Below are 22,359 nucleotides of genomic sequence, written 5' to 3'. Positions count from 1 at the left end.
GTTTAGTCACTTACATTATACCATGAGTTTCTCTTTGAGTCTTCTTTTTTGTGTCATTTTATTTTACAACTTGCCATCTTTTTATGCATAACGCTGATGAATGATATTTTGTCGATGTTCTTCCAACATATTGACATCTGCCGTAAGCTGTGATATAATACTTTCAGGAAATGAAGTTCTTCCTTAGTTTTAAGGCAGCAATGCACCACATTGTGCGATATTGCCTTTGCTTAAACCGCTTTTTCAGCTGATGACTTCTGCGATTTCAGACGCAGGAGCTGTCAGCTTTTTTTTGCGTCATAGGAGGTATTTTTTATGCTGCTCAGTATAGCACTTATTCTGCTCATCGGTATGGCGGCAGGCTGGCTCTGTACAAAACTGCACCTGCCTGCGCTTATCGGTATGATCTTCACAGGTATCATTATTGGCCCTTATGCCCTCGACCTTATCGACGGTTCGGTTCTGGACATTTCTGCACAGCTGCGTAAGATAGCACTTATTATCATTCTCACAAGGGCAGGTCTTACCCTTAACGTTGCTGATCTAAAAAAGGTCGGCAGACCTGCTGTGCTTATGTGCTTTCTCCCTGCCACATTTGAGATGATCGGTATGATTATCGTTGCACCGAAACTTCTTGGTATCTCTGTGCTTGAAGCCGCCCTTATGGGTTCGGTGATCGGCGCAGTTTCTCCTGCCGTCATTGTTCCGAAAATGATAAAGCTTATTGACGAGGGCTGGGGAACGGAGAAGAGTATCCCTCAGCTTATTCTTGCAGGCGCATCGGTGGACGACGTTTACGTTATCGTGCTTTTCACCGCCTTTACAGGACTTGCGCAGGGAGAAAAAGTGTCCGCCGTAAGCTTTGTCAATATCCCAGTTTCAATTATTCTCGGCATAGCCGCAGGAACGCTGACAGGCATAGTGCTTGCAAAGCTGTTCACAAAATTCCACATACGGGACACAGCAAAAGTTCTCATCTTCCTCAGCGTTTCATTTCTGCTTGTGACTGCTGAGGACAGCCTGTCCACACCAATAACATTTTCCGCCCTTATTGCGGTAATGTTCATAGGAACTGCGCTTCAGAAGTACGCAAAACCTGCGGCGAAAAGGCTTTCCTTAAAATTTAACAAACTGTGGGTAGGCGCAGAAATAATGCTCTTTGTGCTTGTGGGAGCGACTGTAAATATCAAGTACACCATAAGCGCAGGCTTTGCACCTGTTGTAGTGATATTTGCCGTATTGTGTTTCAGAATGCTGGGAGTTTTCCTGTGCCTGCTGAAAACAGATCTGAATTTGCGTGAGCGTTTTTTCTGCATGATAGCCTATACGCCAAAGGCAACTGTGCAGGCAGCCATTGGCGGAATACCCCTTGCAATGGGACTTCCATGCGGTGAAATAATACTTACAGTAGCCGTTCTGTCCATTATCATAACCGCCCCCCTAGGCGCATTCCTTATAGATTTGTCGTCCTCCCGGACGGGGTAATACGCTACGCTCGACAAGCTCGCTGTCTGCTGTACGGTCTTTTACTTTTGTGCTCGGAAGAAACCAAGATATGGCTCTTACTGAAACAAGGTTTGATTAGGTCTAACAAGGATTTTTTCTCAATGTTTCCGTAGGGGCGACCTGCGGTCGCCAGTTTCCACCAACTCCGACTTCACTAAGCTCTTATTTCGCTTTTCAAATCCTGCCCACAAACTATAAATACCCAACAAAGAAAAAGCAATCACAAACCACCAAACGCACAAAGCAAGTTTTAGGTCTGATAAGGTCTTATCTAGGCTTTTGAACGTTTCCATAGGTCGCCAGCTTACACTAAACTTTGATTAAATCCCTACTCAAACACAAAAACACCGCCGACAGTTTATCCTGTCGGCGGTAATTCGTCTGCATTATTTATCCGTTTGTCATTATTATAAGGAATGCCACAAGTGCGCCTACGAAAAGCACAAAGCCAAAAAGCTTGAGCAGCATTTTGGACATTGCCTTGTCCTGCTGTTTCTCTTTCTTGTATTCCTCAATAGCGTCAGGTGTGTACTCCCTGTTGAGTTTTCCGCCCAGCGTCGGGTTGAGCATATCGCTGATGTTTATGTTCTTGTACTTGTTTCTGATAGCTTCCTTTGGATTGGTTTCGTCAACTGCTCTTGAACCGTCGTATGCAGCATCAAGCAGAGCAGGATCGGTTTTCTTCAGGTTTATCTCGTCCATCGTGAGAGTGCTTGAAGCACCTGATCCAAGTGCGTCACCATTATCGAAAACGTGCTTTGTGTCAACGTCTTTCATAAGCTTGTTGCTTCTGTGCGAACGCAGCATCTTGATAAGTACATCTGTGTAAAGCTCGTCCTCTTCCTCCTGCTTTGTAAGCAGTTCGTTGGCAGTTTCCTCAGTCTTGTTCTCCACTGCCTCGATAATATCGTTAAGCGTACGTCTTTCGCTGATCTTCGATGCAGGCTTTTCTTCCTGTACCACAGCTGCCACACTGCGCTGTCCCTTTGGAGGTGTGAGCTGTATGTTTACATCGGAAGCTCCGCTGTCTGAAAGTCCGTCAAGTCCTGTAAGGCTGACCTTCTTTCTTCTGCCAGAAGATACTCCGTCTTCTGATGTTACCACCGCTGCGGCTCTGCCTGTCGGCTTGCTGCCGCCTGTGAGTGCGAACGGATCGTATGGCTCGTTAGACGCTTTGCTTTCTGTCGGCGGTTTGTAGAACGCTGCCTTCGGCTCTTCCGCAGCCTTCGGCTTTCCGCTCTCATCTCTCTCAACAGTAGCAAATACCTTTAATCCGTCTGACTTGGACTCCTGCGAGAATGATATATCCGCAACCCTATCCGAACCGGTCGGTGCGCTGTTCTCTGTAAGTGAGATATTTGATATGCCCTTGCTTTCTTCCGCAGCGGAAGAAACTGACGGCTTTGGTCTTACTCTCGGCTTTGCAAAGCTTTCGATAGCCTCAACGTGCTTTACAGGCTGTTCCTCAGCAGCTGGCTTTGCAGGCTGAGATGCAGTCTTGCTGTCAGGCTCAACAAGAAATACTCTGTTGGAGCTTTCCGACTTGTTTTCAGCAGGTACGCTGTCCGTAAGACTGACCTTATGCTCGGTCTGAGGCGCAGGTCTGCTGTATTCCTGTTTAGGAGGAGCAGTCTGCTCAGGCTCTTCATCGAGCGCCTCGGCAGAGATCCTTGTAGATGCGGAAGTAAAGCTGTTGCTTTCAACAGCAGCCTCAGTATCCGACTCAAAGTTCACCATCTTGCCCAACGAAACATCAAAGTATTCCTCTCCGTCCTTAACGGCGATCTTGAGTTTCGGAGCAGGCTCGCCCGGCTTAGGCAGATTTGCCTGCGGGATATCTATCTCCGGAAAAACTTCGTTTATATCCACCTTTGCGGCAACAAGAATGTCGATAGCGTTCTTGCACCTCATGGAACCTCTAACAAGCTCCTTTATCGGCAGAAGTATGATATCCTTGAATGTGGTGTGGAAAGTGTGCAAAGCCTGCACGCCGCCCTTAAGCACCGATTCAGGGAAACGGTTGTCATAGTATTCAGCCCATTTGTCAGGACCGGAAGCGATAAGCTTATCTATGTATCTGCAAAGCGGGATCCATAGCTCAGGCTCTTCAAAATCTCTGTCATTTGTAATGAGCCACATATAGCATCTGAGGAAGCAGTCATAGCTCGTGATGTCCTCCAGGTTGAGCATTACATCGTCAACGTTGAGGGGCTGAGAAAAGATCCCGTCTGAAAATGCAAAGCAGCGGTAGCCTATACTGGAGAGCTTAGCATATGCGTTCCTGAGAGTTGCTGTGTCCCTTGTGAAAGGCGGCAGCTCAGGAAAATCAAAGGCTGTGGAGTAGCTGTCATATTCAGGTGTTCCCACCATATTCAGCAATTTCTGATACGCAGAGTTGACTTCGCTCTCCTCAGCGTTTACAGGTATGCCGAGAATACGGTACGGGTTGCAGGCAAACAGCTCCGTAGCGGTAATACCCAGTGTTCGATTCGGCAAGTGGAATCCCCCTTAAATTTATTTTTTCTGATCTCTGATCTTTATTCAAAATATATAATTAACTGGTTAAATGATAATACATATCCTGCATATAATTTAACCAGTGTTTACTATATATTCATTATATCAAAAATATCTGATATATATATCAATATATGATTAATATTAGTTTACAAAATTATTAATTCAAGACAAAGTAACTAAAAAACTTTGTGAAATTTGTCTTTGTTATACTATAAAAATAGTTTGCAATTTAGTGCAAAATATAGTATAATTATTATTGTATAAATAATTATGCGTATTTATGTAGATCTATCTGACAAATAACCGCATCAGGGGGATTATGATTATGGGAATATTCAGCAGAAAAAAATCTGCCGCCGCACCGACGGCAAAGACCGCTGACGTTTCAGCCGTAAAGAAACCGACCGCAGCAGTGAATGCTGATGATATATGGAACACTCCTGCCAGAAAAAAGGCGCAGGAGGTAACGGTGAAGGAGTCTAAGTATGACGAGCCTGTAACTGAAAAGCTGGAGGTCGAGTCTATTGAGCCTGAGCTTATCAGAAATAAAATGGCTCAGCTTGAAAAGGAGCTGGCGGAGAAGAACAGCAAGCCTGTCAAGACACATAACGATTACGGCACGAGCACCGTTGACACGGAAGAGATAATCGACGCACAGGCTGAATATGAAAAGCTGTATGAGGTCGAGCATGAAAGATATGTAAAATCTCACTATGAGGATATCACGGTCGCTTCAGAAAATGATATTGCACAGAAAATGGAAGCAATGTATGCCGAGCATGAGCAGAAGCAGCAGGAGCTTGAAACTACCGATTTTAAATTCAACGAAGTCGGACGTGACGAGGTCGAGGAAAAGCTGGCGAAGCTGCCGTATGCAAAGCGTCCTGAAGATTATCCAGAATATAAAGATATTAAATCAATAGGGGCAGAACCTGACGAGGCGGAGATAGAAAAGCTTGGCAGGATAGATCACAGCGGCGACCCCGATGAGATAGGCGAGGTGTCCGACGAACTGCTTACGCAGAAGGTGAAGGAATTTGAGAGCAAGTACGGCGCAAATCCCTGAACCGCAGGAATATAATTTATTGGGAGCGAATACTATTGAACATCAACACAGACAATCCGATCATCAAGTTTTCTGAAAAGGGAAAGCACTTCCCGTATGATAAGCTGTTTTATGCAACGCTTAACGACTATATACTGGAGTACAAGAATGCAAGACTGGATAAGCTGACGGATCATGATGCGTCTATCTGTCTTGCAAGGATAATCAGAAAAATGGAAGTAAACGAAGTGCCTGTACAGCAGTTTTTCCATGAGGAACTGGACAGCTGGAAGGACGCATCGAACTACACCAGAGTGTTAAGGCTTTGCGACCTTATGGCTCGTGATATGTTCTGTTGCTTTGACAAGAACAGATATGACGAGGACGGAAATTTCGCAAAGGTGGACAGACTTTACTGCGTGAACAATGACGGCGTAAAGGACTATATCACCCTTGAAGAATACACAAGATCGGGACTTTTCAAGAAAGTGCTTACACCGGAGAGCGAGTATTTCAAGGAGCTTGAAAGAAAAAATGCAGCGGGACTTCTGCCGAAGTCGAAATGACGCAGCGTATATTATAATAATGTAAGGAGTATTTAAAATGGTAAATATAGAAATGGAAAACGGAAAGAATATCAAGATCGAACTTTATCCTGAGGTCGCACCTATCACAGTTGCCAACTTTGAAAAGCTTGTTAAAGAAGGCTTCTATGACGGACTTATCTTCCACCGTGTTATAAAGGGCTTTATGATACAGGGCGGAGATCCGGAAGGCACTGGCATGGGCGGCGCTAAGGAGAAGATCAAGGGCGAGTTCAGAGCCAACGGCATCGCAAACGACCTTAAGCATACAAGAGGCGTTATCTCTATGGCAAGATCAATGATGCCTAACTCAGCAAGCTCACAGTTCTTTATCATGCATAAGGACGCTCCGCACCTCGACGGAAACTATGCCGCTTTCGGTAAGGTAGTTGAGGGTATGGACGTTGTTGACGAGATCGCTGAAACAGAGGTAAACTTCAATGACAAGCCGCTCCAGCCGCAGGTAATGAAAAAGGTCACGATCGTTGACTGATCTCACATTTTTATTTACAGGAGCGAATAATTAATGACGTTTATGAGAACGGCTGTCGGTACGCTGGCAGCCCTTGCATTGACATTTTCCTGTGCGGCAGGAGTTTTTGCCGCATATGACGCTGACAATACCCAGCAGACTGAACAGCCTGCTGTGACCACGACAACACAGCCGCAGAATTACGATCCTACTCAGTCGGCAGGCAACGATGTCACAAGTTGGAATATCGCCACAACTACCACCTATGCGGAAACAACTACCGCAGCTACCGAGAACAGCGCAACTTCAAAGCCTGCAACACTAAGGCTTGATGTGGGCGAGATAAAGGACGGCGAGTTTGAGGTCAAGCTCAATATCAGTTCCGAGGCGCTTGTGTCAAACGCTTCGCTGTCGGTATCCTACGACAATACTCTCCTTGAGTATGCAGGCTCTGAGGAGGATAAGGACGCAGGCGGAATGGCTGTGGAGAATAATTTCGACGGCAAGTATGTGTACAACTATGTAAACAAGGACGGCTCTGACCACAGCGGAACTTTCATCACTCTGAAATTCAAGATAATTGATGAAACTATGGTGTCAACGGTGCTTTACCTTTCCGTTACATCGCTGGACGATAATAACCTTATACCGATATCTTTTACAGCGGAGAACGGCATTGTGAACAATCCTGACGCAAAAACTGAGGAGTCTGCTGCTGATCCTGTTGAGTCAAAAACTATCGAGATAACTATGGGCAGCGACCCTGTTTCCCTTGCTGATCTGGGAATAAATGACGTTAAGGAATGTCAGATAACCGACGGCGAGGCTGCGGAATATAAGGATGAAAAAATTGTCCCTATTAGCGTGGGTACAGCAAAGCTGAGAGTGACTTATAATGACGATTCAAGGGAAACCTTTACCGTCAATGTGCTTAAAGCTGAGGTCAAGGAGGCTGCGGCAGCGTCTGCGAGCCTTGCAGATAAGAACAGCAACAGCAATTCCACAAGGAATATCATTATTCTGGGAGTTGTGACGCTGGGAATAATCGCCGTTATAGCCGAGTACATTATTATAATGAAACCTTTCGGAAACAAGGCGAAAAAGCTTGCTGCGGACGAGGATAATATCCCCGACGAAAGCGGTGAAACTACCGAAGAGATGCTTTCCGAACTGGAAAAGGCGATAGCAGCAAAGAATGAAAGAGCCGCAAAGGAGAGGGAAGAGAATGACCTTTCCGATACCCAAAGGCTGAATAAGGAGCTTATCGCAAAGGGATTTATCATCTCGGACGATTCCTATGACGATGATGAATAACTGAAATTTTTACAGATAAAATAAGACCTGAGAGCTTTTTTCTCAGGTCTTTTGCTTTACTTTTTCGGACTGCTGCGGAAACAGAGGGCGAAGATGAACGCAAAGAGCATGGCGGCGGATATGCCTGCCGCCCCTGCCGTCAATCCGCCTGTGAAAATGCCGAGAAAACCACGCTTGTCTATCTCTTTTTCCACTCCCTCAGCCATAAGATTTCCAAAACCCGTGAGAGGGACAGATGCTCCGCAGCCTGCGAAGTCGATAAGCTTGCGGTAGATACCGAATGCCCCAAGCACAACTCCTGCCACAACGTAGGATACAAGTATCCTTGCGGGGGTGAGCTTTGTGAAATCTATAAGGACCTGTCCTACGGCGCAGAAAAGTCCGCCGATAATAAATGCCCATAAATAACTCATTTTTTTACCTCCTGCTCGTTAGTCATTGCCGCTTTCGTGGGATATCCACAGAAGATGCGATATAGAGGGGATAGATTCCCCCTGCTGATTTATGGTAGGGGACATAAGCGCTCCTGTTGCGGCAAATAGAATGTTCCGTATCGCACCTGCCCTCAGCTGCGGGATAAAATATCCGCAGAGCATACTTCCTGCACAGCCGCAGCCGCTTCCGCCTGCGTGGATATCCTGTTCGTCAAAATCGTATATCATCAGTCCGCAGTCCTTGTGCCTGTCACGGATATCAATGCCCTCTCGGTCGAAAAGCTCGCAGAGTATCCTGCTGCCCACTTTTCCAAGGTCGCCTGTTACGATAAAGTCGAAATCATCGGGGGACATACCCGTGTCTGCGAAAAATTCGCTTATGGTGGAAAATGCCGCAGGCGCCATTGCCGCCCCCATGTTGTTTGCGTCCTTTACACCCATGTCAACTATCTTTCCTATTGTGCAGGCTCTGACGTAGGGAGGGTTCTTGCAGGCGGACACCACCAGCGCTCCCCCTGCCGTAGCAGTCCACTGGGAAGTCGGAGTTCTCTGGCCGCCGTAGTTGAGGGGAAACCTGTACTGCCTTTCGGCGGTGCAGAAGTGCGACGAAGTGACTGCCATTGCGATATCAGCATATCCGCCGTCAACGAAAACTGAGGACATAAGAAGTCCCTCCGCCATTGTGGAGCAAGCGCCGTACAGTCCGAGAAAGGGCATAAGAAAATCCCTCACCCCGTAGGTCGTCCCCGTGCATTGATTGAGAAGATCGCCGCCGAAAAGCACATCTATATCCTCAGATTGGAGCTGTGCCTTGTTGAGTGCGTGGAGAACAGCCTGCTTTTGTATCTGGCATTCGCCCTGCTCAAAAGTTTCGGCGGAGAAGTATGGGTCATCATTTATCTTGTCAAAATAATCCCCCATAGGACCTTCGTTCTCCATTTTCCCTCCCACAGCGGCAGAGGCGATTATGGAAGGGGTATTTTTAAGTATTTTGGTTGCTTTCAAAGACATAAGATCATTCCTTTCAGAAATTCGGTCTGTAATAGTATTTTACGTCTGAGGGGAAATATTCACGCCGCACAATATTTTGACAGGCTGAGTGTGATGTGCTATAATAAAAAAAGAAAATCTCTTAGAGAATTTCTTAGAGAATTTTTTGAAAATGCGTCAGAAAGGAAGATAATAATGCAGCAGGACGGCGGAAAATGTAAAATAAATTACCAGATAATGCTTGATAAGACCATAAAGGATATCACCTCTCAGGGGAAAACGCCAAAGCTGCTGCTGCATAGCTGCTGTGCGCCATGCTCTTCCTATGTGCTGGAGTATCTTTCGCAGTATTTTGAGATAACCGTGTTCTATTATAACCCGAACATCTACCCAGAGGAGGAGTATTTCCACCGCACAGCCGAACAGCAAAGGCTCATAAGCGAACTGCCTGCGAAAAATAAGATAAGCTATACCGACTGCGGCTATGACCCTCAGGAGTTCTATAATGCCGTAAAAGGGCTTGAAAATATCCCAGAGGGAGGGGAGCGCTGTTTCGCCTGCTATCGGCTCAGACTGGAGAAAACGGCTGAACTGGCGAAGAAAATGGGGTTCGATTATTTCACCACCACCCTTTCGATCTCACCTTATAAAAATGCGGCAAAGCTCAACGAGATATCTCAGCTGTTGGAGGGGATATATGATGTGAAAGCACTGCCATCGGATTTCAAAAAGCGTGGGGGATATAAACGTTCGGTGGAACTTTCGGCAGAATACGGACTGTACCGACAGGATTACTGCGGCTGTGTTTTCTCCAAAAGGGAACGTGACGAGCGTGTAAAAGCCGCCGAAAAGGTTTGAATGTTATATTATGACAGCAACAAAGTGCTAATCGGCATATGCAGATGTTAATATTCTAAATTAATAATTACATTTTATTTACATAAACGGTTACAGAAAAGAGTCAAAACCATGCCTAATGGTAAAAAAATAGTTCATTTTTGTTAAATATGTCCTAATGTCTGTGATAAATTTGTGAAAAACGTTAATTGAAAAGTGAAATAAATTGTGATACAATGAACATACAATAATATGTTGAGGTGATATCGCTCAATATGTTGTTGAAAATATTAAATATTGGAGGAAATTTACAATGAAAATTTCAAAGATTTTCGCAGGCATGTCAGCTCTTGCACTTGCAGCTTCCATGGTTTCTATGGTTTCTGTTTCAGCTGACGAGGCTATTTCTAACTACGAAGTACCTGCTGAGTACATCAAGAACAACACAGCTTACCTCGTAGGCGAAGAGGCTAAGGGTGAGAATGGTCCTTTCGAGTCTGTTGCTGACCTTACAGGCGTTACAAGCATCAAGTACATCGTTTCTATCTCAGAGGAAACAGCTCAGGCTGGTATTGCTGGTGAGTCATGGGTAGGCGGCGGCCTTGGTACAAACAGTGATACACTTGGATGGAACTCACACGAGTGGTGCTTCCAGCCATATGCTACTGACAAGGACGGCAACCCAGTTGACGAGGACGGCGACGGAAATCCTGATCCTGTTAAGGAGTGCACATTCGTAAAGGTTTCTGACGGCGTTTACGAGACAACTCTTACAAACCCAGACGGTTTCTTCAAGGAAGACGATGGATATGCTCAGACATGGCTCCAGGATTGGTCTTCAACTGATATCGCTCTTACAGGCGTAGTTCTTAACCCAACAGATGCTGACGAGCCTGAAACATATGACGTAAAGGCTACTATCGGCTTTGCTGACGGTGACTGGTCATGCCAGGATTGGGCAACATCTATCAACGTTTACCAGGGCGAGAACGAGCTTACATTCAAGGCTCCTCTTGGCGAAGACGGCACACCTATGACATCTGAGGGTGCTACTGTATTCGTAATCGACCTTCTCGATTGCTTTGCAGAGATCCCAGACCTCAAGTGCGAAGTAACTTCTGTTATCGTTGACGGTAAGGAATTCCCTATCGACCTTTCAAAGGTTCTCTATGGTAACATCGAGGATGATAAGGACAATTACAGAATCGAGCTTTACAACGCTTACGGTAAAACAGCTGTAAACGAGAAGTATGACGCTTCTGTATCTCCATTCAACCCAGATGACCTCACATTCTCAGATTCTGTAACGATCAAGTTCACAGCTGAGGGTACAGGTCTTAAGACAAAGCCAGTTGATCCAGTAGATCCTTCATCTTCTGAGTCATCTTCAGAGTCTTCATCAGAAGTTTCATCTTCAGAAACATCTTCTGAGACATCTTCTGCAACAAGCACATCTGACACAAGCTCAAAGGCTGCTTCATCTTCTTCAAAGGCTGCTAACACATCAACAACAACTAACCCTAACACAGGTGCTGCTGCACTTGCTGCTGTTGGCGTAGCTCTTGCAGGCGCTGCTGTTGTAGCTTCTAAGAAGAGAAAGTAATTTGAACTTTAAAGTTTGATATTACATAACTGAATAAAGGGAGCTTATCGCAAGGTAAGCTCCTTTTTATGTTTAAGATATGCGCATAAAAATACCGCCCGGCCTTTCGGTCTGAGCGGTATTTGTTTTACCTTTTTCTTATCTGCCGTTTCTTATTATCATAAGCAGTATAGCGAACCAGTGGAAAACGCTGCCTGCGACTGTGAACAGATGCCATATCGAGTGGAAATATTTCTTGTCCTTCTTGATGTAGAATATAACACCGACGGTGTAGAAAAGTCCGCCGATAAGCAAAAACCAAAGAGAAACTGTGTTGACGTTCCTGAGCATTGATTTTATGGCTATCAGCACCACCCAGCCCATTGCAACATAGCAGACGATAGACGGCTTTCTGAACCTTTCAAGGTCGATAGAGTTGAGGACGATACCAATAATGGCTGCGCCCCAGACTATTCCGAAAAGCACCCAGCCGAACGCTCCTCTCAGCGGTACAAGGGTTATCGGCGTGTATGTTCCCGCAATGAGGAAGAAAATGGTGTTGTGATCCATTATCCTGAAAAAAGATTTTGCCTTGCGGTTCGTGATAGCGTGATAGAGCGTTGACATTGTGTAAAGTATTATCAGCGACGCTCCGTATATCGCCGAGCTGACTACGCCCCATGCGTTTGAGTATATCGCCGCAAAAACGATAAGCACCACCGTTCCCGCTATGGAAAGCAATCCGCCTGCCCCGTGGGAAACCGAATTGAATATTTCCTCACCCAGCGAGTAGCGCTTTGTTATATCGTCAGCCTCAGCCTCTTTCACCTCTGTCCCGTCGGGAAGTATAAGCGGCTCAGCCTTCTTCTCTTCATTCTCCATTTTACCAAGTCCTTTCATTTGAAACCAAAAACGATTTATATTTTTCTGAATTTTATATTATCACGTTTGCAGCCGATTGTCAAGAACTTTTTTGACACCTGTCAAAAAATCTACCCTTTTCAGTAATTTTATGCTTGATTAATCGGAAGGTTTGTGATAAAATAATCTTGTAAGACAGCGTTTGAACGCAAAATTCCGTAAACTGTCACGCTTTTTACACATTATTGGGTTAATATATGATTAGAATATGAAAAATGAGGGAGGCTGTTAATATGGCAAAAATTCTTGCTGTTGACGATGAGGCTAAGATCCGTATGATAATCAAGGAGTATGCCGAATTTGAGGGCCACGAGGTTTCCGAAGCAGGGGACGGCATGGAGGCTGTGGAAATGGTGAAGAAGGAGGATTTCGACATCATCATCATGGACGTTATGATGCCCCGCCTTGACGGCTACTCAGCCTGCAAGGAAATTCAGAAGATAAAAAAGATACCTGTGATAATGCTCTCCGCAAGGGGCGAGGAGTATGATAAGCTGTTCGGCTTTGAGATAGGCGTTGACGATTATGTTGTCAAGCCGTTTTCACCGAAGGAGCTTATGGCGAGAATAAGGGCGGTGCTTAACCGTGCGAATGCCTCTAAGAATGTTGAGGACGTTATCACATACAAGGGTCTGGAGATAAATTTCACCGCAAGGGAAGTCAAGATAGACGGACAGAAAGTTTCCATGACTCCGAAAGAGTACGATCTGCTTTTCTACCTTGTAAAGAATATGAATATCGCACTTTCAAGGGAAAAGCTTCTTGAAGAGGTCTGGGGATTTGATTTCTACGGCGATGACAGAACTGTTGATACGCATATCAAAATGCTGAGAAACAGTCTTGGCGAATACCGCAACCTTATCGTTACCCTGAGAGGAATGGGATACAAGTTTGAAAAGATCCAGTAAAAACAGACTTAAAGCAAAAAGCAAAAGCTTCATCGGCGGAAAGAGCGGCATAAGATCCTATGTGTGGATGTATTTTATGTTTTTCACCATATTCATTCTTATCCTCATATGGCTCTTTCAGTATGTCTTTCTTGCGAGCTATTACCGCTCCGCAAAAGTTCGTGACATAACTAAATCTGCCAATCAGATAATCGCCGCCTACGGCACTAATGAGCAGAACAAGACCAACAGAATGATAGCTTTTGACAACAACTTCTGCATCGTCATAACCGACGAAATGGGAAATCCGCTGGTGCGTGAAAATAACCTCGGCGCATATTCCTATCTCAACAACGATATAGAGAACAACTATTCTATGGGGATATTCAGTCTTAAATCCGAGCTGATAAAGTCGGGCGACGGCTATATCACAAAGACTTTCAAGAACTCCGATATCGAGAGCAGGGAGATATTCTACTGCACGAAAATTTATACGGACGATTCTCCCCAGCAGGCATACCTGTTTATCGAAAGCTCCATCGAGCCGATAGATTCCACCGTAAGCATCATAAGGGAACAGCTCATATATATCACCGTAATTCTTTTTGAGCTTGCGTTCCTTGTAACAATGTTTATTTCAAAGAGAGTTTCCGCACCTATCGTCGAGATAACCAAAACCGCAAAGCAGTTCGGTGAGGGGGACTATGACGTTGAGTTCAACGGAACAGGCTACCACGAGATAGAGGAGCTTTCCACAGTCCTTAACAACGCAAAGAACGAGATACGAAAGGTTTCCGACCTGCGAAAAGACCTTATCGCAAATATCTCACACGATCTTAGAACGCCGCTGACTATGGTGAAAGCCTATGCGGAAATGATAAGAGATCTTTCGGGCGACAACCCTGTAAAGAGGGCGGAACACGTCCAGATAATCATTGACGAGGCGGACAGACTTTCCAACCTTGTAAACAACCTGCTGGAGCTTTCAAAGCTTGAATCGGGCAATATGGAGCTTAACATAAAGAATTTCTCTATTGTGGATAAGCTGAATGACTGTATGTCCAGATATAAGCTTCTTGTGGAGCAGAACGGCTATGATATAAAGTACGAGCCTGACGAGGACAGGATAATTGCCGCTGACCCAGATAAGCTGGATCAGGTAATATACAACTTTATAAACAATGCCGTCAACTATACCGGTGAAAACAAGGTCATCAGAGTAAAGCAGATAAACCTTGAAAATAAAGTTAGGATAGAGGTCAGCGACAACGGCAAAGGAATTTCAAAAGAACTTCTCCCGAAGGTTTTCGACCGCTACTACCGTGACGAAAAGGTAAAGCGTGACGTCGTTGGAACAGGTCTTGGACTTTCTATCTGTAAGGAAATACTCAAATGCCATAAGTTCGCTTTCGGCGTCCAGTCGGAAGAGGGAAAAGGTTCTACCTTCTGGTTTGAAGTACCTTATGTAAAACCTGCCGCAGATAATAAGGCGGCAAAGCTGCTGGAGGATAAAATATCCCTCAGCAAGGATCAGGACGATGTCTGATAAATAAACTCATAAACCTATAAACGCAGCCTGCATTATAGCCTTATCGTAATGCAAAGCTGCGTTTTTGCGTACTTTTATGCATAAAAATAGATGTACATCTCTATTGCAATTTAAGCGGCGTTGTGATATAATATTAAAAGTATTATACTTTGAAAGGACTGTATGAAATGCTGTCAGATATTGAAATCGCAAAACAGGCAAAAATGCTTAAAATAGGAGAGATCGCCGCTAAGCTCGGTATCTCTGAGGACGAATATGAGCCTTACGGTCACTATAAGGCTAAGCTTTCAGAATCACTTTATACAAAAACAAAGGATAAGCCCGACGGAAAACTTATCCTTGTTACCGCTATCAACCCGACACCTGCCGGCGAGGGTAAGACTACTATCTCCGTAGGTCTTGCCGAGGCTATGAATAAGGCAGGGAAGAAAACTATGCTCGCTCTGAGAGAGCCTTCCCTCGGCCCTGTATTCGGTATCAAGGGCGGCGCAGCAGGCGGCGGATATGCACAGGTAGTTCCTATGGAGGATATAAACCTCCACTTCACAGGGGATATGCACGCTATCACAGCTGCAAACAACCTCCTCTGCGCACTTATCGACAACCATATGCAGCAGGGAAATGCTCTTAATATCGACCAGAGAAGAATACTCTTCAAAAGATGCCTCGATATGAACGACAGAGCGCTGAGAGATATCATCATCGGTCTTGGCTCAAAGGCCAACGGTATCCCAAGAGAGGATTCGTTCCAGATCACAGTAGCCTCCGAGATAATGGCTATCCTCTGCCTTGCATCTGACCTTTCCGACCTTAAAGCAAGGATCGAGCGTATCCTCGTTGCGTATACAAGGGATAATAAGCCTGTATATGCAAAGGATATCGGCGGCTGCGGCGCAATGGTAGCGCTCCTTAAGGACGCTCTCAAGCCTAACCTTGTTCAGACTCTTGAAAATAACCCTGCCCTTATCCACGGCGGTCCTTTCGCAAATATCGCACACGGCTGTAACTCTGTAAGAGCAACAAAGCTTGCACTTAAGCTTGCCGACTACACTATCACAGAAGCAGGTTTCGGCTCTGACCTCGGCGCAGAGAAGTTCTTTGATATCAAGTGCCGCTTTGCAGGACTTAAACCAAACTGCGTTGTTCTCGTTGCAACTATCAGAGCGCTGAAGTATAACGGCGGCGTGCCAAAGACTGAGCTTACCGCTGAGAACGTTGAGGCTCTTGAAAAGGGTATCGTAAACCTTAAAACACATATCGAGAATATGCATAAGTTCGGTGTGCCTGTTGTTGTGGCAATAAACAGATTCCATACAGATACAGACGCTGAGATAGAAGTCATCAAAAAGACCTGTGAAGAAATGGGCGTTGAAGTATCGCTGGCTGAGATCTTTGCAAAGGGCGGCGAAGGCGGACTTGACCTTGCAGAAAAGGTATGCGCAACTATTGAGAACAAGCCTTCACAGTATGCTCCTCTCTATGACGAAAAGCTCCCTATCAAGGAAAAGCTGGATATCATTGCAAAGGAGATCTACCGTGCTGACGGTGTAAACTTCACAAAGCAGGCTGAAAAGGCATTGAAGGAAATAAACGATCTGGGATTTTCTGATATCCCTGTCTGCGTTGCAAAGACACAGTATTCACTTTCAGACGACCCGACAAAGCTTGGCAAGCCTGAGCATTTCACCATCACAGTCCGTGACCTCAGACTTTCAGCAGGCGCAGGCTTTGTGGTAGCATACACAGGCGACATTATGACAATGCCGGGACTTCCAAAAGTACCTGCCGCAAACAATATCGACTGCGACAACGAGGGAAATATCTACGGTCTGTTCTGATATCTGTCAGTAAAGTACATATTATCATAAGATCATAAAGATCGGGCGGTTTGCAACTGTCCGATCTTATTAGCATACGTCAGAACTTGTGAGCGGAGGGATAATTTTGAAAGCTGAACTTAAAGAGCCTGATATCAAAGCGCAGGAAGAAAACACAAGCGTTGAGCAGACCGAAAATTCAGAAAAAGCGGATAAGAAAAGCAGAAAAAAGCTGTCAAAACAGTTTGTCGCCCTTTGTACACTGCTGGCGGTAATGGTTATCCTCAACATCGTGGCTTGGGAGAGCAGAGCTTTTTCCGACTTCTATGCCGCACATATCTACCCGCTGTGGACGCAGACCTACGGGCGGCTCACATCACTTCTGCCGTTTTCATTCGGCGAGATACTTATTATGATAGCCGTTTTCGGGATACCACTCAGCCTTGCGGCAATGGTCATACTGCTCATAGTTATGAAAGGCAGGCGGAAAAAGGTCGCAAAGATATTCGGCTTTGTCTACGGCTGGATAATCGCATTCGTTGTGACCACCGAAACCCTTAACTGCTTTATACTCTACCATTGCTCCACCTTTGCGGAGCTTAACGGCATAGCTGTAACGGAGCATACCGATGAGGAGCTTGAAGCCTTGGGCGCACAGCTTGTGGAGGAGATAAACGCCTGCGCAGAGGACGTGAGCCGTGATGAAAACGGAAGATTTGTGCTGACGGCTGACCTTGACGATACGGCGAGAAACGCTGTCGCAGGATTGTCCGATGAGTTTAAAAATCTTGACGGATATTATGTAAAGCCAAAAAGCATAATCTGTTCATTCTTTATGAGCCAGATGGACCTTATGGGCATATATTTCCCGTTTTCAATGGAGGCAAACTATAATGCGGATATGTTTGCCGCAAAACAGCCTGCCACTATCTGCCACGAGATTGCCCACACAAAAGGGTACATACAGGAGGACGAGGCGAACTTTATCGCATTTATGGCGTGTGAGCGTTCGGACAATGCTGACTACCGCTATTCGGGATATCTTTCAGCGCTGACACAGGTGAGAAACAAGATATTCGAGTATGCGGACTACGACAAGAAAGTCGCATTCGACAACAGCATAAGCGACCTTGTGTGGACGGATATGGACGCAAACTCCGAGTATTGGGAGAGCGTGAGGGAGGCGGACGATACCGTGTTCGACAGCCAGACCGTCAGCGAGGTGTCCGATAAGGCAATGGAAACTTCGCTCCAGCTCAACGGCGTCGAGGACGGAAAAAAGTCTTACGGAAGAATGGTAGACCTTATGCTCAACTACTATTATTCGGGCAGTTCAGAGGTCACACAGGAAAAATGACCTGAAAAATTATTGATAAAGCATATTTTTACGGCTGAAATATCGTACAGAATTTCAGCCGCTTTATTGTGCATAGTTACAGATAAATCCTGCAAAAATCAGCTTTTTGATTAATAAATGATTAAAAATATTACCTATTGGGATATATTGACAAGCTTGTAAGCTTGACAATGGGTAATAAATTTTATATAATATGTATATGTGTAAACTGTGAAGAAAGAGATTAAATGCAGTTTTTTGTGTGAAAATTTCAGGAGGTCATATTTAATGAAGCTTTTAAAAGGACTGCTGAGTGCAGCCTGCGCATTAACTCTGTGCGCACAGCTGTCAGCGACGGTCTTTGCCGATGATACCGATTCGGCAAATGAAAACGATAACTTTTCTGCGGTCATTATCGACGAAACAGAAATGCCTGAGTTTACCGGTGACGACCCTTCGTACTGGAAATATTACGATAAGGTCACAAAGTCGGGAGCTGTCTACGGCTCTTCCAACCTCACCCACAACAGCAAGTTCAGCAATGTGGACAAAAGCTACGGCATAGACGTTTCCTATTTCCAGACATGGAAAGGCGATATCGACTGGAAGGCAGTAAAAAATTCGGGCATAAAGTACGTTATCGTCCGCTTGGGTTACAGAGGCTACGGCAGCGCAGGTACGCTTATGGTGGACGATGATTTCCATAAGAATATCCGTGGAGCAATGGCGGCAGGTCTTGACGTTGGAGTATATTTCTTCTCGCAGGCTGTCAATACCGCCGAGGCAAAGGCGGAGGCTCAGTTCTGTATAAACGAGCTGGAGGATTATTATATCGACCTCCCTGTCTATCTCGATGTGGAGAGCATAGACTACGATACAGGCAGACTTGATTCGGCAAATCTGAGCAAAAGCACTCAGACCAGCCTTTGCAGAACTTTCTGCGATACGATGATAAATGCAGGCTTTTATGCAGGCATCTATGCAAACAACTATTACCTTACATACAAAATGGACGGTGCGTCGCTGGGCAAGGATTATCCTATATGGCTGGCGGAGTATTCAACAAAAGCCACCTATACCGGCGACTATGATGTCTGGCAGTATACAGGCTACGGCAGCGTAGACGGCGTTCCAACATACGTTGATATGAACGTTATGTATGACGTTGACCATGCGCCCACAGGCAGCGTAAAGGTCACAAAGTCTGGTACGACCCTCAGCTGGAACAAGGTGACGGGAGCGGACGGCTATGCGGTTTACAGCAAGGATCCAAGCGGCAGCGTAAAAAGGCTCAAGTTCCAGACAGGCACATCATATACCGTAACATCGGGTTCGGGATTATCCTACTACGTCAAGGCATATAAAAGCTACGGCGGTCAGAAATATTACGGCAGCTCATCAAACTCAGTAAGCGTTTCACTGGGCAAGGTCTCAAACCTCACTCAGACGGAAGCTATCGCAGGCGGCGCAAAAATATCATGGAGCGCAGTTTCGGGTGCAGCAGGATATGAGATATATACTCTCGAAAACGGCTCATACAAGCTTTATTCCTCCGTTTCAGGAACAAGCGCATTTATAACAGGCATAACGGCAGGCGAGTCTAAGTCTGTAAAGGTGAGAGCATATTCGGACGGAAAGCTGTACGGCGATTACAGCTCGGTCGTTACGATAAAGTCTAACCCCGCATCACCTGCACAATTAAGCGTGAAAAGTGCGTCAATAAATTCCGTTTCTGTCAGCTGGACAGCAAACAGCGGAAATTGCGACGGCTATGAGATAAGCCTTTACGACGGAAAGAACTATACCGCCGTTGGAACATCTTCAAAGAGCGAATATACTTTCAGCGGATTAAGCACAGCCACAAATTATGAGGCTGCTGTAAGAGCGTATATCGAGGTCGGCGGCAAAAAATATTACGGCACATACAGCAAGGTCACGACCTTCACCACCGCCCCTGCTGCGGCAAAGGGTCTTACCGTAAAGGAATTCGGAAACCACAATTCAGTCCGCCTCAGTTGGACAAAAACTGACGGCGCATCAAGCTATCAGATCTATTATGTTGAAGGCGGAACAGAAAAGTTCCTCGCCAACGCTTCTTCAAACTCAGCGGTCATCTCAAACCTTAGATCAAACTGCACATACAACATAAAGGTAAGAGCAGTGAGAACAGCCGACGGACAGACTGCCGCAGGTTCGTTCAGCAATATGGTCCAGTTCAAAATGCAGTATGCAGCCCCCGACGGACTTGCAGTAACAGACTATAACGCAAGCGGGTTTACCCTCAGCTGGCAGCCTGTAAAATACTGCACAGGCTATGAGATATACAAGTACGATAACGCAAACAGAAAATATGTGCTGTATAAGACTGTTGATAAAACAGCTTCATCTGCATATGTTGGCGGACTTTCAGCAAGCACCTCCTGCCGTGTGGCAGTAAAGGCTGTCTACGGCAGCACTTCAAGCGAGTATTCCAACTACCTTGTGGGATATTCAAAGCTTAACAAGCCTGCAAGCCTAAAGACAGTAAGCCTTTCATCAGGCACAGCAAATATTTCATGGAGCAGCGTGAAGAGCGCTACAGGATACAAGGTGTATCTCTATGACGAGGCGAGCGGAACGTATAAGGAGTGCGCACAGACTACCTCCGTAAGCACATCAATAAAGGGACTCAAAGCAGGAAAGGAATATAAGATCAGAGTAAGAGCCATTGCGGCAACAAGCTGGAAAACATATTACTCCGACTCCTCAGATTGCCTTAATTTCACAGCAAAATAAGAATATTCGTGTGTCGGAGCGTTTCCCATAGGTGGAATGCTCCGATATTTTTATAAGCGTTCTATCACATTCTTTCGCCTAGCTTTTTTTCAGTTTTCACATAGTTTTCAAAAAAGTAAGGTATCATATAATCAAGGTCAGAGGGACACCTAAGGTTACCGTAGCAAACGCTGAGGTACGGCAGACAGCAAAACTTACAGACTTTTGACATCAAAACAAAAGACGATAAGACATAAAAAGATAAAAGTCACGCACAAAGTCCCGACTACGATCAACTATTTTTTCATATATTTTTTCTCCACCTTATTTTTCTTTAGATACTCCGCCGCAGTAAAAACGCTGCGGCTGAGCTAAAGAAAAAAGAAAAAACCAAAAAGGAGAACATAATTTAAGCCAACTCCATCATATTTTTCTTCATATATACTTCTATACTTCGCAAAAATCCCCGAAGAGTGATCTTCGGGGATTTTTGTGTGCTTATGTGATTTTAATTTGTTGTTACATTACAGCGTTTGCAAGCATAAGCTTGATCCTGTTTTCCTGATTTACCTTTGTTGCGCCCGGGTCATAGTCGATAGCAACGATGTTAGCGTCAGGGTAGGCAAGCTTTATTGTTCTTGACATTCCCTTTGCAACGATGTGGTTAGGCAGGCAGCCGAAAGGCTGTGTGCAGATAATGTTCTTTGTGCCTGTTTCCGCAAGGGCAGCCATTTCTGCGGTGATGAGCCAGCCTTCGCCCATCTTTACACCCTGTGAAATGTACTTGTCCGCACATTTTCTGAGATGCTCGAAATCGTGCGGCGGCTGGAAGATGCCCTGCTCGTTGATTATCTTTATCTGCTGCTTCTGGAACTTGTAAAGTACATCATAGCCTATGCCGTAGATTAGCGTCTTTGAAGTCTTTTTGTCATACAGCTTTTCATCGTTTATAGCGTCCGATGCGCAGTACATAACGAAGTCCAGCAGACCCGGTACGTTAGGCTCGCAGCCCTCCTGTAAAAGGAATTCGTTAAGGTGGTTGTTAGCCAGCGGCGAGTATTTTACATAGATCTCTCCCACTATGCCGACCCTCGGCTTTTTCTCCTTTGTCCTCGGCAGAGCGGCGAAGTCTTTGAGCATCGCTCTGTATATCCTTGCGGTAGACATATATTCCTTGCGTGTGGCGAAAAGCTTGCCAAGACGGTGCTGCCAGCGGGCAAGAAGTTCGTCTGTGGAGTTCTTTGTTATCTCGTAAGGCTTGCACTGATTGTACAGCAGCATGAGCATATCGCCGTAAAGCACAGCGTACACAAGCTTCAGCGCAATGGCAGGTGTGATATCAATGGAAGCGTTCTTTTCAAGTCCGCTGAAGTTGAGCGAAAGTACAGGCACTTGTGGGAAAGTGGTGGAAAGCGCCTTTCTCAGCAGGTGGATATAGTTTGACGCTCTGCAGCCGCCGCCCGTCTGCGAAATGAGCAGGGCGGTGTGATCGAGGTCATATTTTCCGCTTTTAAGAGCGTCCATAAACTGACCTATTACCAGCAGCGCAGGGTAGCAGGTATCGTTGTGGACGTTTTTCAGACCCTCGTCAATGACGTTTCTTGTGGAGGTCTGCAAAAGCTCCATATTATAGCCGTATTTTTTATAGATAGCCATTATCAGCTTGAAATGTATAGGAAGCATATCAGGGATAAGGATAGTGTACTGATCCTTCTTTGACTTGTCAAAATAAGATCTGTTCACTCTGTCCGAGCCTGACTGCCTGATCTCTTTATTCTTTGAATCTGACATTTTTTATCCTCCTTGAAGAT

General features: G+C 45.4%; 17 protein-coding genes and 1 riboswitch. Of the genes, 12 read left to right on the top strand and 5 right to left on the bottom strand.

The genetic code is table 11. The features are described 5' to 3' along the window. Positions 1-157: 157 nt before the first annotated feature. A riboswitch (Fluoride riboswitch) is annotated at positions 158-267 on the top strand. Between the two features lie 48 nt (positions 268-315). Further along, positions 316-1,485, top strand: a complete 1,170-nt coding sequence (locus tag Q0E19_RS10540; RefSeq protein ID WP_294409469.1) for a cation:proton antiporter — start codon at positions 316-318, stop codon at positions 1,483-1,485. 411 nt (positions 1,486-1,896) lie between these two features. Here the strand turns inward: Q0E19_RS10540 and Q0E19_RS10535 are convergent, their stop codons facing one another. Next, a complete protein-coding gene (locus Q0E19_RS10535) occupies positions 1,897-4,002 on the bottom strand; it encodes a hypothetical protein (RefSeq protein ID WP_294409468.1) in 2,106 nt (701 codons plus the stop codon). 349 nt (positions 4,003-4,351) lie between these two features. Between Q0E19_RS10535 and Q0E19_RS10530 the strand changes: the two genes are divergently transcribed. Genes Q0E19_RS10530 through Q0E19_RS10515 form a run of 4 tightly spaced genes read left to right on the top strand, consistent with a single transcriptional unit; the run spans position 4,352 to position 7,441 of the window. After that, complete coding sequence (locus Q0E19_RS10530) at positions 4,352-5,092, top strand: hypothetical protein (RefSeq protein ID WP_294409467.1); 741 nt, start codon at positions 4,352-4,354, stop codon at positions 5,090-5,092. 35 nt (positions 5,093-5,127) lie between these two features. Continuing rightward, positions 5,128-5,637: a hypothetical protein gene (locus Q0E19_RS10525; RefSeq protein ID WP_294409466.1), complete on the top strand. Its 510-nt coding sequence runs from the start codon at positions 5,128-5,130 to the stop codon at positions 5,635-5,637. A gap of 37 nt (positions 5,638-5,674) precedes the next feature. After that, positions 5,675-6,148, top strand: coding sequence for a peptidylprolyl isomerase (locus Q0E19_RS10520; protein ID WP_294409465.1), 474 nt, complete (start codon positions 5,675-5,677; stop codon positions 6,146-6,148). 33 nt (positions 6,149-6,181) lie between these two features. After that, complete coding sequence (locus Q0E19_RS10515; protein ID WP_294409464.1) at positions 6,182-7,441, top strand: cohesin domain-containing protein; 1,260 nt, start codon at positions 6,182-6,184, stop codon at positions 7,439-7,441. A 56-nt stretch (positions 7,442-7,497) separates the two neighbouring features. Here the strand turns inward: Q0E19_RS10515 and spoVAE are convergent, their stop codons facing one another. Next, entirely contained in the window at positions 7,498-7,854 is a 357-nt protein-coding gene (spoVAE, locus tag Q0E19_RS10510; protein ID WP_294409463.1) for a stage V sporulation protein AE, read from the bottom strand. Between the two features lie 18 nt (positions 7,855-7,872). Next, positions 7,873-8,886 (bottom strand): stage V sporulation protein AD, encoded by a 1,014-nt coding sequence (spoVAD, locus tag Q0E19_RS10505; RefSeq protein WP_294409462.1) that lies wholly within the window; start codon positions 8,884-8,886, stop codon positions 7,873-7,875. A 174-nt stretch (positions 8,887-9,060) separates the two neighbouring features. On the opposite strand from spoVAD, the gene Q0E19_RS10500 reads away from it, so the two are divergent. Both Q0E19_RS10500 and Q0E19_RS10495 read left to right on the top strand, forming a co-directional pair. Beyond that, on the top strand, positions 9,061-9,723 hold the full coding sequence (locus Q0E19_RS10500; protein WP_294409471.1) for an epoxyqueuosine reductase QueH: 663 nt from the start codon (positions 9,061-9,063) through the stop codon (positions 9,721-9,723). A gap of 292 nt (positions 9,724-10,015) precedes the next feature. After that, positions 10,016-11,305 (top strand): NPXTG-anchored protein, encoded by a 1,290-nt coding sequence (locus tag Q0E19_RS10495; RefSeq protein WP_294409461.1) that lies wholly within the window; start codon positions 10,016-10,018, stop codon positions 11,303-11,305. A gap of 138 nt (positions 11,306-11,443) precedes the next feature. On the opposite strand, the gene Q0E19_RS10490 is transcribed toward Q0E19_RS10495, so the two are convergent. Next, a complete protein-coding gene (locus Q0E19_RS10490; RefSeq protein ID WP_294409459.1) occupies positions 11,444-12,166 on the bottom strand; it encodes a hemolysin III family protein in 723 nt (240 codons plus the stop codon). Positions 12,167-12,438: 272 nt separating this feature from the next. Between Q0E19_RS10490 and Q0E19_RS10485 the strand changes: the two genes are divergently transcribed. From Q0E19_RS10485 to Q0E19_RS10465, 5 genes are all read left to right on the top strand, one after another. Then, the gene (locus Q0E19_RS10485) at positions 12,439-13,113 is read left to right on the top strand and encodes a response regulator transcription factor (protein ID WP_294409457.1); all 675 of its coding nucleotides are present in this window, start codon (positions 12,439-12,441) and stop codon (positions 13,111-13,113) included. Then, on the top strand, positions 13,097-14,638 hold the full coding sequence (locus Q0E19_RS10480; RefSeq protein WP_294409456.1) for a HAMP domain-containing sensor histidine kinase: 1,542 nt from the start codon (positions 13,097-13,099) through the stop codon (positions 14,636-14,638). The genes Q0E19_RS10485 and Q0E19_RS10480 overlap by 17 nt, the downstream gene beginning before the upstream one ends. Positions 14,639-14,808: 170 nt before the next feature. Beyond that, positions 14,809-16,479, top strand: coding sequence for a formate--tetrahydrofolate ligase (locus Q0E19_RS10475; protein ID WP_294409455.1), 1,671 nt, complete (start codon positions 14,809-14,811; stop codon positions 16,477-16,479). 106 nt (positions 16,480-16,585) lie between these two features. Continuing rightward, complete coding sequence (locus Q0E19_RS10470; RefSeq protein WP_294409454.1) at positions 16,586-17,815, top strand: DUF3810 domain-containing protein; 1,230 nt, start codon at positions 16,586-16,588, stop codon at positions 17,813-17,815. A 267-nt stretch (positions 17,816-18,082) separates the two neighbouring features. Continuing rightward, positions 18,083-20,569, top strand: a complete 2,487-nt coding sequence (locus tag Q0E19_RS10465; RefSeq protein ID WP_294409452.1) for a fibronectin type III domain-containing protein — start codon at positions 18,083-18,085, stop codon at positions 20,567-20,569. Positions 20,570-21,067: 498 nt separating this feature from the next. Here the strand turns inward: Q0E19_RS10465 and Q0E19_RS10460 are convergent, their stop codons facing one another. Then, positions 21,068-22,339, bottom strand: a complete 1,272-nt coding sequence (locus Q0E19_RS10460; RefSeq protein ID WP_294409451.1) for a 2-hydroxyacyl-CoA dehydratase — start codon at positions 22,337-22,339, stop codon at positions 21,068-21,070. Between the last annotated feature and the right edge of the window lie 20 nt (positions 22,340-22,359).

Origin of the sequence: uncultured Ruminococcus sp. (assembly GCF_934476685.1) — a bacterium.
GTDB lineage: Bacteria > Bacillota > Clostridia > Oscillospirales > Ruminococcaceae > Hominimerdicola.
Note: the sequence above shows the minus strand (reverse complement) of the source record. Positions and strands in the feature narration are given on the sequence as shown.